The following is a 12,719-nucleotide window of genomic DNA, read 5'->3' as shown; positions in this document are numbered from 1 at the left end:
GAAGTTCGGTGGCTGAGGCTCAGGCCCAGCCTCCGGTGATCCGGGAGCCCCGCCACGCCCCGGTCGCCCACCTCGTCCGCGGTGGAGTCGTCGAAGGCATCCACTACGGCTCGGTCGTCGTCCTGGGCGCCGACTCGGCCGTGGAGCTTCAACTCGGTGACATCGAAGCCGCCTTCTATCCGCGCTCGGCGCTCAAGCCGTTGCAGGCGGTGGCGATGGTGCGGGCGGGGCTGCCGCTCGACGGGGAGCTGCTGGCGCTGACCGCGGCCAGCCACTCCGGCGAGGCAGTGCACCTTGCCGGCACCCGTCGCATCCTGGAGCTGGCCGGGGTCCGTGAGGACGACCTGCGCAACATCCCCGACCTTCCGTACGACCCGGTGGTGCGCGACACCTGGGTGCGCGAGGCGCGCCTGCCGTCCCGGCTCGCGCAGAACTGCTCCGGCAAGCACGCGGCCATGCTGTACACCTGCGAGCTCAACGGCTGGTCGCTGGAGGACTACCTCGACCCCGCCCACCCGCTCCAGCGGGCCATCGCCGAGACCGTCGAGGACCTCACCGGCCAGGCGATCGCCCGGGTGACCGTCGACGGCTGCGGCGCGCCCCTGTTCACCGCCTCGCTGCACGGGCTCGCGCGCGCCGCGGCCCGGATCACCACCTCGCCGGCCGGCACCCCGGAGGCCCGGGTGGCCGACGCGATGCGCGAGCACGCCGAGATGGCCTCGGGCTCGGGGCGCGACGTCGCCGCGCTGATGCGCGCCGTGCCCGGGCTCCTCACCAAGGACGGCTTCGAGGGTGTGCAGGTCGCCGCCCTGCCGGACGGCCGGGCCGTCGCCGTGAAGATCTCCGACGGGGCGAACCGGGCGCGCATACCGGTCGTTGCCGCGGCCCTCGCCCGCGCCGGCATCGACCCGGCGGCTCTCGCCGAGTTCGCGGGTGAACCGCTACTCGGAGGCGGCAAGCCGGTCGGCAGCGTCCGGTCGGTCCGCGCGCTCGACCCGCTCTCCCCGACGCAAGCCTGACCGAGCGAATCGTCCACCTCCGAAAGGCCCACACCGCCATGACCTCCGCAGCCCACCGCAGCGAACACGACCTGCTCGGCCACCGCGACGTACCCGTCGAGGCGTACTGGGGCATACACACCCTGCGCGCCAGGGAGAACTTCCCCATCTCGGGGACGCCGATCTCCGCGTACCCGCATCTGATCGACGCCCTCGCCGCCGTCAAGGAGGCCGCTGCCCTCGCCAACGAGGAACTCGGCCTGCTGGAACAGGAGAAGGCCGCCGCCGTCATCGAGGCATGCCGCGAGATCCGCGACGGCAAGCTGCACGACCAGTTCGTCGTCGACGTCATCCAGGGCGGCGCCGGTACCTCGACGAACATGAACGCCAACGAGGTCGTCGCCAACCGGGCGCTGGAGCTGCTCGGCCACGCCAGGGGCGAGTACCAGCACCTCCACCCGAACGAGGACGTCAACCTCGGCCAGTCCACCAACGACGTCTACCCGACCGCCGTCAAGATCGCCACGGTCTTCGCCGTGCGCGGTCTGCTCAAGGCGATGGCCGTGCTCCAGGACGCCTTCGCCCGCAAGGCCGTCGAGTTCCGCGACGTCCTGAAGATGGGCCGCACCCAGCTCCAGGACGCGGTGCCGATGACGCTCGGGCAGGAGTTCTCGGCGTACGCGGTCATGATCGACGAGGACCGCAGCCGGCTCGCGGAGGCCGTCGAGCTGGTCCAGGAGATCAACCTCGGCGCCACGGCGATCGGTACGGGCCTCAACGCCCCGGCCGGATACGCCGAGTCGGCGCGCCGCCACCTGGCCGAGATCACCGGCCTTCCGCTGGTGACGGCCGCCAACCTGGTCGAGGCCACTCAGGACTGTGGTGCCTTCGTGCAGATGTCCGGTGTGCTCAAGCGGATCGCCGTCAAGCTCTCCAAGACCTGCAACGACCTCAGGCTGCTGTCGTCCGGGCCGCGCGCGGGCCTGAACGAGATCAACCTGCCGCCGGTGCAGGCCGGTTCGAGCATTATGCCCGGCAAGGTCAACCCGGTGATCCCCGAGGTCGTCAACCAGGTCGCTTTCGAGGTGATCGGCAACGACGTCACCATCACCATGGCCGCGGAGGCCGGGCAGCTCCAGCTGAACGCCTTCGAGCCGGTCATCCTGCACTCCCTCTCCAAGAGCATCATGCACCTGGAGCACGCCTGCCTGACCCTCGCCGAGCGATGCGTCGCCGGGATCACGGCGAACGAGGCGCAGCTGCGGGCCGCCGTGGAGAACTCCATCGGCCTGGTCACCGCCCTCAACCCCCACATCGGCTACGAGGCGGCCACCGGCATCGCCAAGGAGGCCCTGGTCAGCGGGCGCGGCGTCGCCGAACTCGTGCTGGAGAAAGGCCTGCTGCCGGCCGAGCGGCTGCAGGCGCTGCTGCGGCCCGAGGTGCTCGCGGGGAGCGGTTCGCCGCAGCTCTGACCCCGGTCGGCCCGAGCGGGGGGAACGCCCCCCGGGCCGTTCTTCCAGCCACCGCTGTGTCCGGGTGACGGTCGGCGGTGGCAATCACGTCGCCCAGCAGCTTGGTGCACCGGTCACTGGCGAACACGTCCTCGTAGGCCACGAAGTCGTCGGTGCGGCCAAGCAGCCGGGGCACCGGCAGCGCGCGGGAGACGGCCTGCCAGCCCGCGACCTCGGTGTCGGCCGCTGCCCGGCCGAGGGGCTTGCGGAAGGCTGCGAGGGCGCTCACCGGCGGCTCTGCGGTTGGGCGGTGGTGGCCAGCCAGTGGCCCAGGACGAGGATGGCCGGCTCGACGGCCTTGGCACGGTCGTCCCGGGCCTGAAGGCGGAGGTCGGAGTCGGCTGCCGCTTCGCGGTCGAGGAAGACCGCAAGGGCGTCGTCGTCGCCAGCGCACTCGGTGTCCTCGAAGCGATGGCTTTGGTGGTTCCGGCGAGAGCGTGGCGTAAGCCGCTCCGTCAGCCGCCAAAGCGGGCAAGCCCCAGGCCGGTGGCCCGGGGCTTGCTCCCTATGTGCGCTTGCTGGTTACTTGAGCGGCGTGCCGCCCGCGTTGCGGTAGGCGATGGTCTTGTTGATCAGGTTGCCGCCGTCGGTCTCGGGCGTGGTCTGTTCCGTCCAGCCGGCGCCGAACAGGATGCCGCCGACGTGTGCGTTCGCCGCTTGGTCCAGGTGCGAGAAGAACCAGTCGACCTTGTCGTCCTTGTAGTGGTTGGGCGTGTTGTTCTGCGCCATGTTGCCCAGGGGGACCTGCCACAGGACCACCGGCTTGCCCACGGCCTCGGCCATCGTCTTGTAGAAGGCGAGCGCGGCGAAGCCCTTCTGGTCGTTCCAGTAGGTGTTCTTGCTGCCGTGGGCGGGCAGTGCGTACCAGCCCGCGTCGCGGTCCGTCACGTCGGTGACCAGGAAGTCGGCGCTCGATGCCCCGAGGTCCGCGTAGTCCTTGGCGCACTGCGGGGTGTTCTGCTGCCAGTCGAAGCAGGACAGGTGCAGGCCGATGCCGGTGTTCGGCGCGTACTTGTGCCCCATCGAGATAAGGCACTGGGCCAGGCCGGAGGCGCTGTTCTCCTGCGAGCCGCAGTCCGTGGGGTTCGCGGCCTTGACCTGCGCGGCGACCTGGTGCGGGTTGCCGAGCGAGCGGACGTAGCCCCAGAAGTCGGGCTCGAGGTCGATCATGTCGTGCGAGGTGCCGATCTTCTGGAGCAAGAAGCGGTAGTCGTTCAGGTAGCGGGTGAGCAGGTCGGCCCGGTTGATGGCCTGGACCTCGCCCGGGCCGTCGCCCTGGCCCGCCGCGTCGCCGAGGTCGCGCAGCGAGTACCAGGTCCAGAGCTGCTTCTGCGGGCGCGACTTGCCCTGGTAGGTCTCATGAGCCGCATTGGCGTCCTTGTAGGTCACGAACGTGCCGGGCGCCGTGGTGCTGCCGGTCCAGCAGCCCCACCAGCCCGACCACCCGTCCTGGCAGCGGGCCGCCGTGTAGGCGTCCGACGAGGGCGCGGGCTGGCTGTGCACGTAGTTGTACCGCACGTCGAACGGCGCGGCGTGCGCCGAGGAGTCGTCCATCGCGCCGCCGATGAGCATCGTTGTGCTGCCCATGAGGGTCTTCGCCGAGCTGCCGCTGCCGGGGGCCGGGGACGCCGGCGGCACGGAGGTCGGGCGGGTGCTCGGAGCCTGGCTCGCCGGAGCGCTGCCGGTCGGCTTGGTGGGCGTGGTGGGCGTGGTGGGCGTGGTGGGCGTGGCGGTGCTGCCGGAGCCGCCCGTGTTGCCGCCGACCGGGACGAGCTGCCACTGCTGCTGGGGGCCGTTCCAGTCGTGGTACTGGGCGAGGTGGCTCCCGTCGGTCTTGGAACCGCCCGGGACCTCGACGGCCTTGCCGTTGAAGCGGTTGATCAGACGCACGTAACCGTCCGACGACTTCTCCAGGTGGAACTGCTGGTTGGCGCCGTTCAGGTCGCGCCACTGCACCAGCGCGGCGCCTTCGGCGTCCGACCAGCCGTAGTCGTCCAGGACCTTGCCGGAGTTACGGTTCTGCAGCCGGTAGTTCCCCTCGCCGGAGTCGACGAACTTCCACTGCTGGTTGGTCCCGCCGGTACGGCTCCACTGCCCCAGCGGAGAACCGTCGTACGTGGCGTAGTCGAGGGCGTCCAGCGACTCGCCGGTGGCGCGGTTGACCAGCGTGTACCAGGCGTTGGTGTCGACGGTTCCCGCCGAGGCCGTGCTGACCACGGCCACGGAGCCGCCAAGGACGGCCAGGCCGACGGCCGCCCAGAGACTCCGACGCTGGTACAGGCGCCGCTTCCTGTGACTTGGGGCGAGGGACATGCCTGCTCTCTTTCAGCCGTTGTCTGTGACAGACCGGGTGTCCGGACACCCCCCCAGTTGTCGCCGCCCCCGAAAGGGTTGCCGCGGATCGCAAAGATTTTTTCGGGCACCACGCGCCGACGCGGTGGTGTTCGCCGCGGGGGCCGGACCGAACCTGAAGGCGAAGCGGGCTGCCGAGGAGGCGATCAGGGACCGGCCGCTGGACTGGACGATCCTGCGTCCCGCCGCCCTCGTCGACACCCCGACCGAGGAAACCGCCCGGAGGGTGGGGGCCTTCGGTGGTGGGGCCGTTGATCAGAGGTGCTCGTGGAGGAGTTCGCCCGCGCCGGTAGCGTCGTCGTAGATGCTGTACCGGTAACAGCCGGCTTCCAGGTTGCCGGCGAAGGACTCCAGGACGGACAGCCAGCTCGGTGCACGCTCGTCATCCGGATCGGGGTCCCAGCCCTGGTCCGAGTAGATCAACCGGCCCGGCGACCCCTCGGGGTCCAGATCCATGACCACGTGGGAGCCGTCGCCCTCCACGGTGAGCGGAACGTAGGCCCGCGAGGACCAGTCGTCGGCCGTGTTCTCGCGTATCTCGGCAAGCTCGGAAACGTCCCAGTGCATCCAGTCGTCGGGGCCCGCGCCCGGAATGTCGACCGCACGGTGGATCATGCACGAGGCCGCGAAGTCGACCGGCAGCGGATATCCGAGCTGCGCCTCGGCCATCGCGACCTCCTCGGCGCTCGCCGGTGCGGCCAGGCCGCCTAGCAGCGCCGGAGCGTGCACCGTCAGCGCCTCCTCGATCCGCCGCCAGGCCTCGGCCACCGCCGCGCGCTCCAGCCGTGCGCTCTCGGAGTCCGGGCCGGTCAGGAACCGCTCGGCGACCTCGCGGTCGGACGGGCCGAGCCGTGCCGCGGCCTGGAGACGCAGTGCCCGGTTGAGCGACAGCTTCCTGACGACCCACCACAGCGCCGCGGTCACCTGGCCCTGAAACTCAGGACCCGCATCGAGCACCGCCGCCACGATGTCCTTGTCTCCGCCCGTGACCAGGTACTCCTTCGGGTTCAGCACCAATGACTCCAGTGCCAGCCGCACCGCGTCAGGACGCTCGGCCAGCTCCAGCACGGTCAGCGGCACCGCGACGAGACCGACCGGCACGCCACCGGCGACCACGCCGTGCAGCAGTTCGTAAACATGCTGCCGATCCACGTACGGGCTCAGCGTGAACATCTCCTGCACTCGCCGGGGCGTCAGCCGCGCAGCCATCCGGGCCAGCACGTCGTTGGTGTGCTGCGGTCCGAGCTGGGCGAAGTCGGCGGCGAAGAAGGGCTCCACGTGTCCGTTGGCGAGTTGGAGCCGGGAGCGCGCCGCCTCGGACTGCCCGGGGTCGAGCGTGGCCAGCGCGATCTGGGTGGCCATCGCGGCGGGAGCGGTGGGGGAAAGATCCTTGTGAAGAGAGTGGACCAGCGCCGGGTCGTTCGGAAGGTTCGCCAGATATCCGCTCAACTTCGCAGCCGCGCGCAGGCGTTGCTCGGGAACGAGGTCCACGATGGTGCGGGCCACCTCGATGCGGCTCACGAAGTCGAGATCCAGCAGGTCGACGAGCGCGCTGCCGATCGCCTCGCGCTGAGCCGTGTCCTGGGCGAGCATCTCGCGTACTGCCGCGCACCCCGATGGGACGAGGTCAGGCAGTTCGCTCACCGGGCCGTGCGGTGACTTCCACTCGTCCGGAAACAGCGCCAGCGAGACTAGTGCCGACCACGTCCCGTCTTCGAGCGCCATGCGCAGCATCGACGGCGGCACGGCCGACGACTCACTCCGGGTCCGGTTCCGGTTGGCGCCCGCCGTCAGCCGGACCAGGGCGTCCTCCCTCGGCTCCGGTCCGAGTCGGGCGAGTGCGGCGCTGTGGACGGCGGCCCTGGCATCGCCGGTGTTCCGGAACCGCTCCCGTGCCGCCGGGAGTTCGTCGGGGTCCAGGACTGCCAGGGCGATGTGCGTGAGCAGCGCGGCGGAACTCGTGTCGGAGACGTCCTGCTGCGGATATGGGATACGCGCCCGATCGTTCATCGGGTCGGCGCCGTAGAGGCGCAACTGCGCGGCGGCGGCAGCCCGTTGCTCGGGAACAAGCTCCACGATCGTGCGGGCCACCTCGGGGCGGATCGCGAAACCGTGGTCCAGCAGGTGGATGAGAGTCAGGCCGACCGCTTCGCGCCGAGCGTCGTCCTCGGCCAGTACCATACGCGCCGCCGTACACGCCGCCGACGTGAATTCCGGGATGAAGTACTCCGGGCCGTTCGGCAGCAGCCAGGATGCCATGCAGGATCGGGGTACATGGCTCAGGTGTGCCACCACGGGTCAACCTCCGCGAGATCAACGACTGTTCGTCGGAGTCGCACCCTATGCCGGGGCGGTGACAGCCCGGGATCATGTCGAGGGGGCCGCAGGTGCGCCGGTTGCGGACCGGGCACCGAAGCTCACAGTGGTCCTCGCCCGCGGCCAGGATGTACCCGACCGCCCCCCGGCCGGCAGCAGCGGCACGCCGAGGTGGCCGATTCCGGCGCGCCAATTCTCCGATAGCTGTCGGTGTCCCTGGGGTGCCGAGGGAGGCGGAAAACGAGGTGGACGGTTCGGTCGGGCTCGTCGGCGAGGTAGCTGACATGTCCGTTGGCGGTCGCCTCGTACTCCCACTGCGTAGCCCGCCCCCTCCGAGGGCCCGGGTCGCCAGTCGGCCTCGCAGCAGGTGCTGCCGATCCGGGGCGCTGATGGGCAACGGGGCGGGCGATGCGGGCGGTGTCGAAGCGGCGACGGGTGTTTCCCGGGTGCCTCCAAAAGATCTTTCCGTGAGGGCGACGGTTTTTCCGCCCGCCGCTGGTCTGGATAGGTACCGGACCCGACCAGTACTGAGGAGATTCCGATGTCAGATCCCGTTCAGACCGCAGTGGTCACCGGTGCCAGCCGTGGCTTCGGGCGCGCGATTGCCGCCGCGCTCGTCGCCCGGGGGACCCGCGTCATCGGCATCGCCCGCGACGGGCAGGGGCTGTGCGCCGTACGCGACGAACTCGGCGAGGGCTTCACGCCCGTTGCCGCAGACGCCACCGACGAAGCGCTCGCCGCAGAGGTGATCCGCACGCACAGCCCGAGTCTGCTCGTCCTCAACGCCGGGGCCACGCCGCACATGGCGCCCGTGCAGGAGCAGACCTGGGAGACCTTCAGTCGCAACTGGGAGGTCGACACCCGGCACGTGTTCACCTGGACCGGGGCGGCGCTGCGGGAGCCGCTGGCGCCGGGCAGCCTGGTCCTGTCGATGTCCAGTGGGGCCGCTCTGGGAGGCTCCCCGCTCAGCGGCGGGTACGCCAGCGCCAAGGCCGCCGTCCGCTACCTGCGCCAGTACGGCGCCGAGGAGTCCGAGCGGGCCGGGTCGGGAATCCGGTTCGTCACGGTGCTGCCGGACATGACCCCGGTCGGCGGGGTGGGCGAGGCCGGGGTCACGGGCTACGCCGCGCGGGTGGGTGTCGATCGGGAGACCTTCATCGAGGGACGGCAGCCGATCCTCCACCTGGAGCAGGTCGGCAAGGCCGTCGTGGAACTCGCCGGGAACCCGGACAGCGGTGCGGAGTACCGGCTCGGCAGCGAGGGTCTGAGCCCGATCGGCTGAGCCGCCACCCGGCCACGCCGCCCACCGCCGCCTACAGTGGCCCCGCCGCACTCCGAGGAGGATCCGCGATGCCCTCGAACGCCGACTTCACCGCCCTGGCCGAGCCGTTCCGGCCGGAACTGCTCGCGCACTGCTACCGGATCCTCGGCTCGATCCATGACGCCGAGGACCTGGTGCAGGAGACCTACCTGCGGGCGTGGCGTGGGTTCGACGGCTTCGAGGGGCGATCCTCGGTGCGGCGGTGGCTGTACCGGATCGCCACCATGGCCTGCCTGACGGCACTGGAGACGCGCAAACGCAGGCCCCTGCCGTCGGGGTTGGGCGCGCCATCGGACGACCACCGGGTGGCGGTGGCTCCCCGCGAGCCGACGATGGCGTGGCTCCAGCCGGCGCCGGACGCCCGGTTCGGCGCCGACGACCCGGCGACGGTCGTGGCTGCGCGGACGGGCGTGCGCCTCGCCTTCATCGCCGCGCTCCAGTATCTGTCCGCCCGCCAGCGCGCCGTGCTGACCCTGCGCGACGTACTGGGGTTCCGGACAGCCGAGGTCGCCGAGATGCTGGACACGACCATCGCGGCCGTGGACAGCGCGCTCCGCCGCGCCCGCGCCCGCTTGGCCGACGCCGGACCGGTCGCGGACGACCTGGCCGAGCCGGACGAGGAGACCAGGCGCACCCTCCTCGACGGCTACGTCGACGCCTTCACCCGCGCCGACCCCGCCGCGCTGGTCAACCTGCTGCGCGTCGACGTCGAGCTGGAGATGCCGCCCACCCCGACCTGGTTCACCGGCCGCCGGGCCGTCCTCGGCTTCCTGACCGACCAGGTGCTGCGCCCCGACCTCTGGCGGCTGACGCCCACCAGCGCCAACGGCCAGTCCGCCTTCGTCATCCACAGGCACGCGGGGGACGGGCGGTACGAGCCCTACGGCGTCCAGGTCCTGACCCTGATCGGCGCCCGCGTCGCCCGCATCACGGCGTTCAACGACGCGAGCCTGGTGCCGACGTTCGGATTCGATCCCGCGCTCGCGACGGAACGTGGCTGAGATCCTCGGTCTGCCGACGTGCTTCCTGCGATCCTCCCCGGCGCCTGACGGCCGCGCAGTCCGCGCAGCCCGCGAGGCGTGGTTCGTCGAAGCGGCGAAGTCGCCGTCGTCCGGTGTGGGAGGCCGGTGAACGACGAAGGCCCGGACCGTAGAACGGTCCGGGCCTTCGTGAAGGCGGAGGATACGAGATTCGAACTCGTGAGGGGTTGCCCCCAACACGCTTTCCAATTCTGCACGGCGCTGTCCGGCGGGGTCCGCACACGTTCTGACCTGCGGCGGAGAGCTTTCCAGGGTGCCGGTTGAACAGTCCTGAACCGTGATGAATGAGACCAGAACTGAGACCAGGATCGGGATCCTGGCTCAGCGACGGTGGGTGTCCGCAGGCCATGGCGCTGCTGCTGCGAACATCCCGGCCCACCTGATCAGGCGGGGCCCGCCACGGATAGACGAGGCTCCGCGATCCACGTTCAGCCCTGTTGTGGCCAGCGGCTGCGGCTCTGGAAGTACTCGAGAGCTGCGGGTTCCTCTGTGAACTCGAGCAGGCCGCCTACCCTGTCTGCCAGGAGAGCTCGGACCTCGGACGGTGTGGCGAAGAAGAACTCCCGTCGCTCATTGACGAAGTTGACGCGTCGATCGGCGAACGCCTTGTGGAGCTCGGACTCCAGCGCCACGGCGTCCTCGGAGAAAAACAGGGCATGGACGTCGTACCGGAACGGCACTGAAGCGTCGCCGAGCTCCCGGACGCGGTCCATTGGATCGAGGCGGCGGGTCATGCCGATCTTGACGATGTTCGGACCGAATGCGCCGATGTTCGAGATGACGTATACGTAGCCGGCGCGGATATTCGCGATGCGGTAGTCGTTGGCTGCGATGGCCTTTTCGATCTCGGCGAGCCGGTTGGAGAGTTCAGTAGCGGCGGCGTCGTCCCCTTTGGCGCGGAGGGACGCTAGGACGCCAATGTAGTGAGATCTCTCCTTCTCGAGCCGCTCCTTCTCGGCTGCCAGCTCCTGTTCGGCCTGGCGCTGTTCGCGGAGGAGCTGTCGCTCCTGGCGTGCGCGTTCGCGCTCTTCCTGCACCTTTATCTGGAAGTCAGCGGTCAGTTCGAGCTCGGCGACTCGCAGGGCGTGATACTCGGGGTTTATTCGCATTTCCATGATCGCCCCGAGCTTCTCGATCGCTGCGACTGCTGACTCCAGTCGCTTCTGCGCGGTGCGCACGTTCCCTGACCTCAGCGAGCGCACGCAGTTATCGGCCTCGGCGTTGTAGGCCCGTAGCATCAGCTTGGACAGATCGCCGATAAGTTTCCGCCCTCGAGCCAGAGAGCCGTCGAAGGTGAACAGGTCGGCAGCGAGGATCGCGCGCTTGCTCTTGATGACGTCGTCGATCTGGCATTCGAGACTGCGCAACCGGTCCCTGTAAGCCGCCGCGCTTTCCAGGGGATGGTGGTAGCGGTAGATGCCGACGTCCTGCAAAGCGCGCTGGTCGCTGAGATCGATCACGTCGGCGCCACTTTGTGTGGCGGAGAGTGCTGCTTCGAGATCGGCGATTCGGGCCAACAGCGGTGCGGGGTCGACTCCGTGGGACGGTGGCGGAGTCGGTGCACTGGCAGATGCATGGTCTGGCTTGGTCACCGGTGAGCCCTGCGTCAGGGGCGCGGAAGCCTCGATATTTGGTGCGGGCATGGACCCGTTGACGTCACTGTGCGATTCGGTCCCGCCGTCGGGCAAGAAGAGCTGCCAGCCAGGTGGTGGGGGCGGCCAGGATGGGTCGGGCTTCCAGCCCTGCGGGGGAGTCCAGCCTTCGGGCGGTGTGGGCCACCCTGGCGGTGGGTTGAATCGCATTGTCACTTTCCTCGAACCCGGATGCCGCGATTGGTGTCTGCCGGAGCCAGATCGAACGGCGACTTCGATATTGCAGCGCCGAGGTGCTGCAAAGTGGCCTGAGGGATCACCTTGGCCAGGTCGAAGCTATTGAAGGTCTCGCGGTCCGCGGCGACGATAACAAGAGGAACGGTCGCTGGCCGACCGGTGGCGGGATCGGTTGAATCGACGCCGATCGTCAGCGCGATTGAGTGGACTTTACCGGCGCGGTCGGCCTCGAAGACTTCATGCAGGCTGCGAACAGCGACCTGCCAGACTGCATTCGCATACCGCTCCTTCTTTTCGCGAACGGGCAGGTCGGTTGAGGTAATCTCGTCCTTCGTCTTGACGTATCGGTACGCCTTCACTGAGGGTATGGCTGAGGGTTCCGGAATCCTGACTGTAAGCGTAAGCTCTCGGGATGCGAGATTGAAAGCGTGGTCGTATTCGACCGGGAAAACATCGGGGTAGATTGAGTTGGAAAGGACGATGCCGATGTACTCCTGGATAGCGGATTCGACATCGAATGCAAGGTCGTTGATGAGCTTGGTGACCGCAGCATTGTGAGCTGATGCCTCAGTCTCGCGCTCCTCGCACTCCTGCTTGTATTTCTCCTCGGCGGCGGATAGCTTCGCCAAGCGCGAGGCTTCGAATCGTTCGCGCTGAGCAACTTCTTTGATGTAGTTGTCGTGGATGGTGGCCATAGTGCGCTGCCAATAGCCATGCGCGTTCTTAAAGGAGGCGTGGGCCTCTACGATGGCTTGCTGGTGCCGCTTCTTTCCGCCAAGCATGGCTGAGAGTCCGCTTGGGGCAGTTGGCTCCTGATAAACGGGCTCAGGCGCGTAGTTTGGCTCTGCAACTTTAGGTGCGGGGACCGCCAGGGTGCCAGGGTTGAATGGAGGATGCTCGACCTTCGAGATCTTCAATGATTCGAGATCGACGAAGTCGTCGATGCCCAGGGTCCACGCGAGCAGACCGTCTATGTCGGCAAGCTCCCTGGCCAGGTCGGTGTTCATGGACTCGACCTCGGCGAGCCTGGACTCCACATGGAGTCGGGCGGCCTCACGTTCCGCAGCCTTCCTCTCGGCGGCAGAAGCCCTTGCCGCCGCCACCTGTGCGCTGTGGTATGCCCTCGCGGCGTGTTCGGCTTGGCGCTGCGCTGCAATGTGAGCACGATGGGCGGCGGCCTGCTGCTGGCGCTGGCGCTTTTCCGCCTGCTGCGCCTGGTAGTTCATCTCCGCGAAGAAGCCGCGACGTTTGCCCATGACATCCCCTACAAGACCTGGTACCGAGGATCAAACCCTGCAACTTTCACCGTAGCGATGATCGCTGCGGCTGGCGGGGTAACCCCAGGATCGAGG

At 68.9% G+C, this 12,719-nt stretch carries 9 protein-coding genes; 5 read left to right on the top strand and 4 right to left on the bottom strand.

Features of this window, described 5'->3' with window-relative positions; translation table 11 throughout:
* The first annotated feature begins 8 nt into the window (after positions 1-8).
* Together AA75_RS03515 and aspA are read left to right on the top strand one after the other, a co-directional pair.
* Complete coding sequence (locus AA75_RS03515) at positions 9-1,019, top strand: asparaginase (protein ID WP_149037915.1); 1,011 nt, start codon at positions 9-11, stop codon at positions 1,017-1,019.
* 38 nt (positions 1,020-1,057) lie between these two features.
* On the top strand, positions 1,058-2,470 hold the full coding sequence (gene aspA, locus AA75_RS03510; RefSeq protein ID WP_033818219.1) for an aspartate ammonia-lyase: 1,413 nt from the start codon (positions 1,058-1,060) through the stop codon (positions 2,468-2,470).
* A 561-nt stretch (positions 2,471-3,031) separates the two neighbouring features.
* On the opposite strand, the gene AA75_RS03505 is transcribed toward aspA, so the two are convergent.
* Complete coding sequence (locus AA75_RS03505) at positions 3,032-4,822, bottom strand: RICIN domain-containing protein (RefSeq protein WP_082526221.1); 1,791 nt, start codon at positions 4,820-4,822, stop codon at positions 3,032-3,034.
* Here AA75_RS03505 and AA75_RS51615 point away from each other — a divergent pair.
* Complete coding sequence (locus AA75_RS51615; protein ID WP_082526220.1) at positions 4,821-5,165, top strand: NAD(P)H-binding protein; 345 nt, start codon at positions 4,821-4,823, stop codon at positions 5,163-5,165. The genes AA75_RS03505 and AA75_RS51615 overlap by 2 nt on opposite strands.
* On the opposite strand, the gene AA75_RS03500 is transcribed toward AA75_RS51615, so the two are convergent.
* Entirely contained in the window at positions 5,117-7,120 is a 2,004-nt protein-coding gene (locus tag AA75_RS03500; protein ID WP_149037914.1) for an SMI1/KNR4 family protein, read from the bottom strand. The two genes, AA75_RS51615 and AA75_RS03500, sit on opposite strands and share 49 nt — an antisense overlap.
* A 598-nt stretch (positions 7,121-7,718) precedes the next feature.
* Between AA75_RS03500 and AA75_RS03495 the strand changes: the two genes are divergently transcribed.
* Complete coding sequence (locus AA75_RS03495; RefSeq protein ID WP_033818217.1) at positions 7,719-8,459, top strand: SDR family oxidoreductase; 741 nt, start codon at positions 7,719-7,721, stop codon at positions 8,457-8,459.
* Positions 8,460-8,527: 68 nt separating this feature from the next.
* On the top strand, positions 8,528-9,499 hold the full coding sequence (locus AA75_RS03490) for an RNA polymerase subunit sigma-70 (RefSeq protein WP_033818216.1): 972 nt from the start codon (positions 8,528-8,530) through the stop codon (positions 9,497-9,499).
* Positions 9,500-9,966: 467 nt separating this feature from the next.
* Here the strand turns inward: AA75_RS03490 and AA75_RS03485 are convergent, their stop codons facing one another.
* A complete protein-coding gene (locus AA75_RS03485) occupies positions 9,967-10,998 on the bottom strand; it encodes a DUF4041 domain-containing protein (protein WP_199520251.1) in 1,032 nt (343 codons plus the stop codon).
* A 344-nt stretch (positions 10,999-11,342) separates the two neighbouring features.
* The gene (locus AA75_RS03480) at positions 11,343-12,623 is read right to left on the bottom strand and encodes a hypothetical protein (RefSeq protein ID WP_033818214.1); all 1,281 of its coding nucleotides are present in this window, start codon (positions 12,621-12,623) and stop codon (positions 11,343-11,345) included.
* Positions 12,624-12,719 lie beyond the last annotated feature (96 nt).

The sequence above is a fragment of the Kitasatospora sp. MBT63 genome, from assembly GCF_000710465.2.
In the GTDB taxonomy this organism is placed as follows: Bacteria; Actinomycetota; Actinomycetes; order Streptomycetales; family Streptomycetaceae; genus Kitasatospora.
Note: the sequence above shows the minus strand (reverse complement) of the source record. Positions and strands in the feature narration are given on the sequence as shown.

Excerpts from the sequence above, each read along its gene's own strand:
- AA75_RS51615 (WP_082526220.1), top strand. The coding sequence starts at position 4,821 with ATGCCTGCTCTCTTTCAGCCGTTGTCTGTGACAGACCGGGTGTCCGGA.
- AA75_RS03490 (WP_033818216.1), top strand. The coding sequence starts at position 8,528 with ATGCCCTCGAACGCCGACTTCACCGCCCTGGCCGAGCCGTTCCGGCCG.
- AA75_RS03495 (WP_033818217.1), top strand. The coding sequence starts at position 7,719 with ATGTCAGATCCCGTTCAGACCGCAGTGGTCACCGGTGCCAGCCGTGGC.
- aspA (WP_033818219.1), top strand. The coding sequence starts at position 1,058 with ATGACCTCCGCAGCCCACCGCAGCGAACACGACCTGCTCGGCCACCGC.
- AA75_RS03505 (WP_082526221.1), bottom strand. The coding sequence starts at position 4,822 with ATGTCCCTCGCCCCAAGTCACAGGAAGCGGCGCCTGTACCAGCGTCGG.
- AA75_RS03500 (WP_149037914.1), bottom strand. The coding sequence starts at position 7,120 with ATGGCATCCTGGCTGCTGCCGAACGGCCCGGAGTACTTCATCCCGGAA.
- AA75_RS03480 (WP_033818214.1), bottom strand. The coding sequence starts at position 12,623 with ATGGGCAAACGTCGCGGCTTCTTCGCGGAGATGAACTACCAGGCGCAG.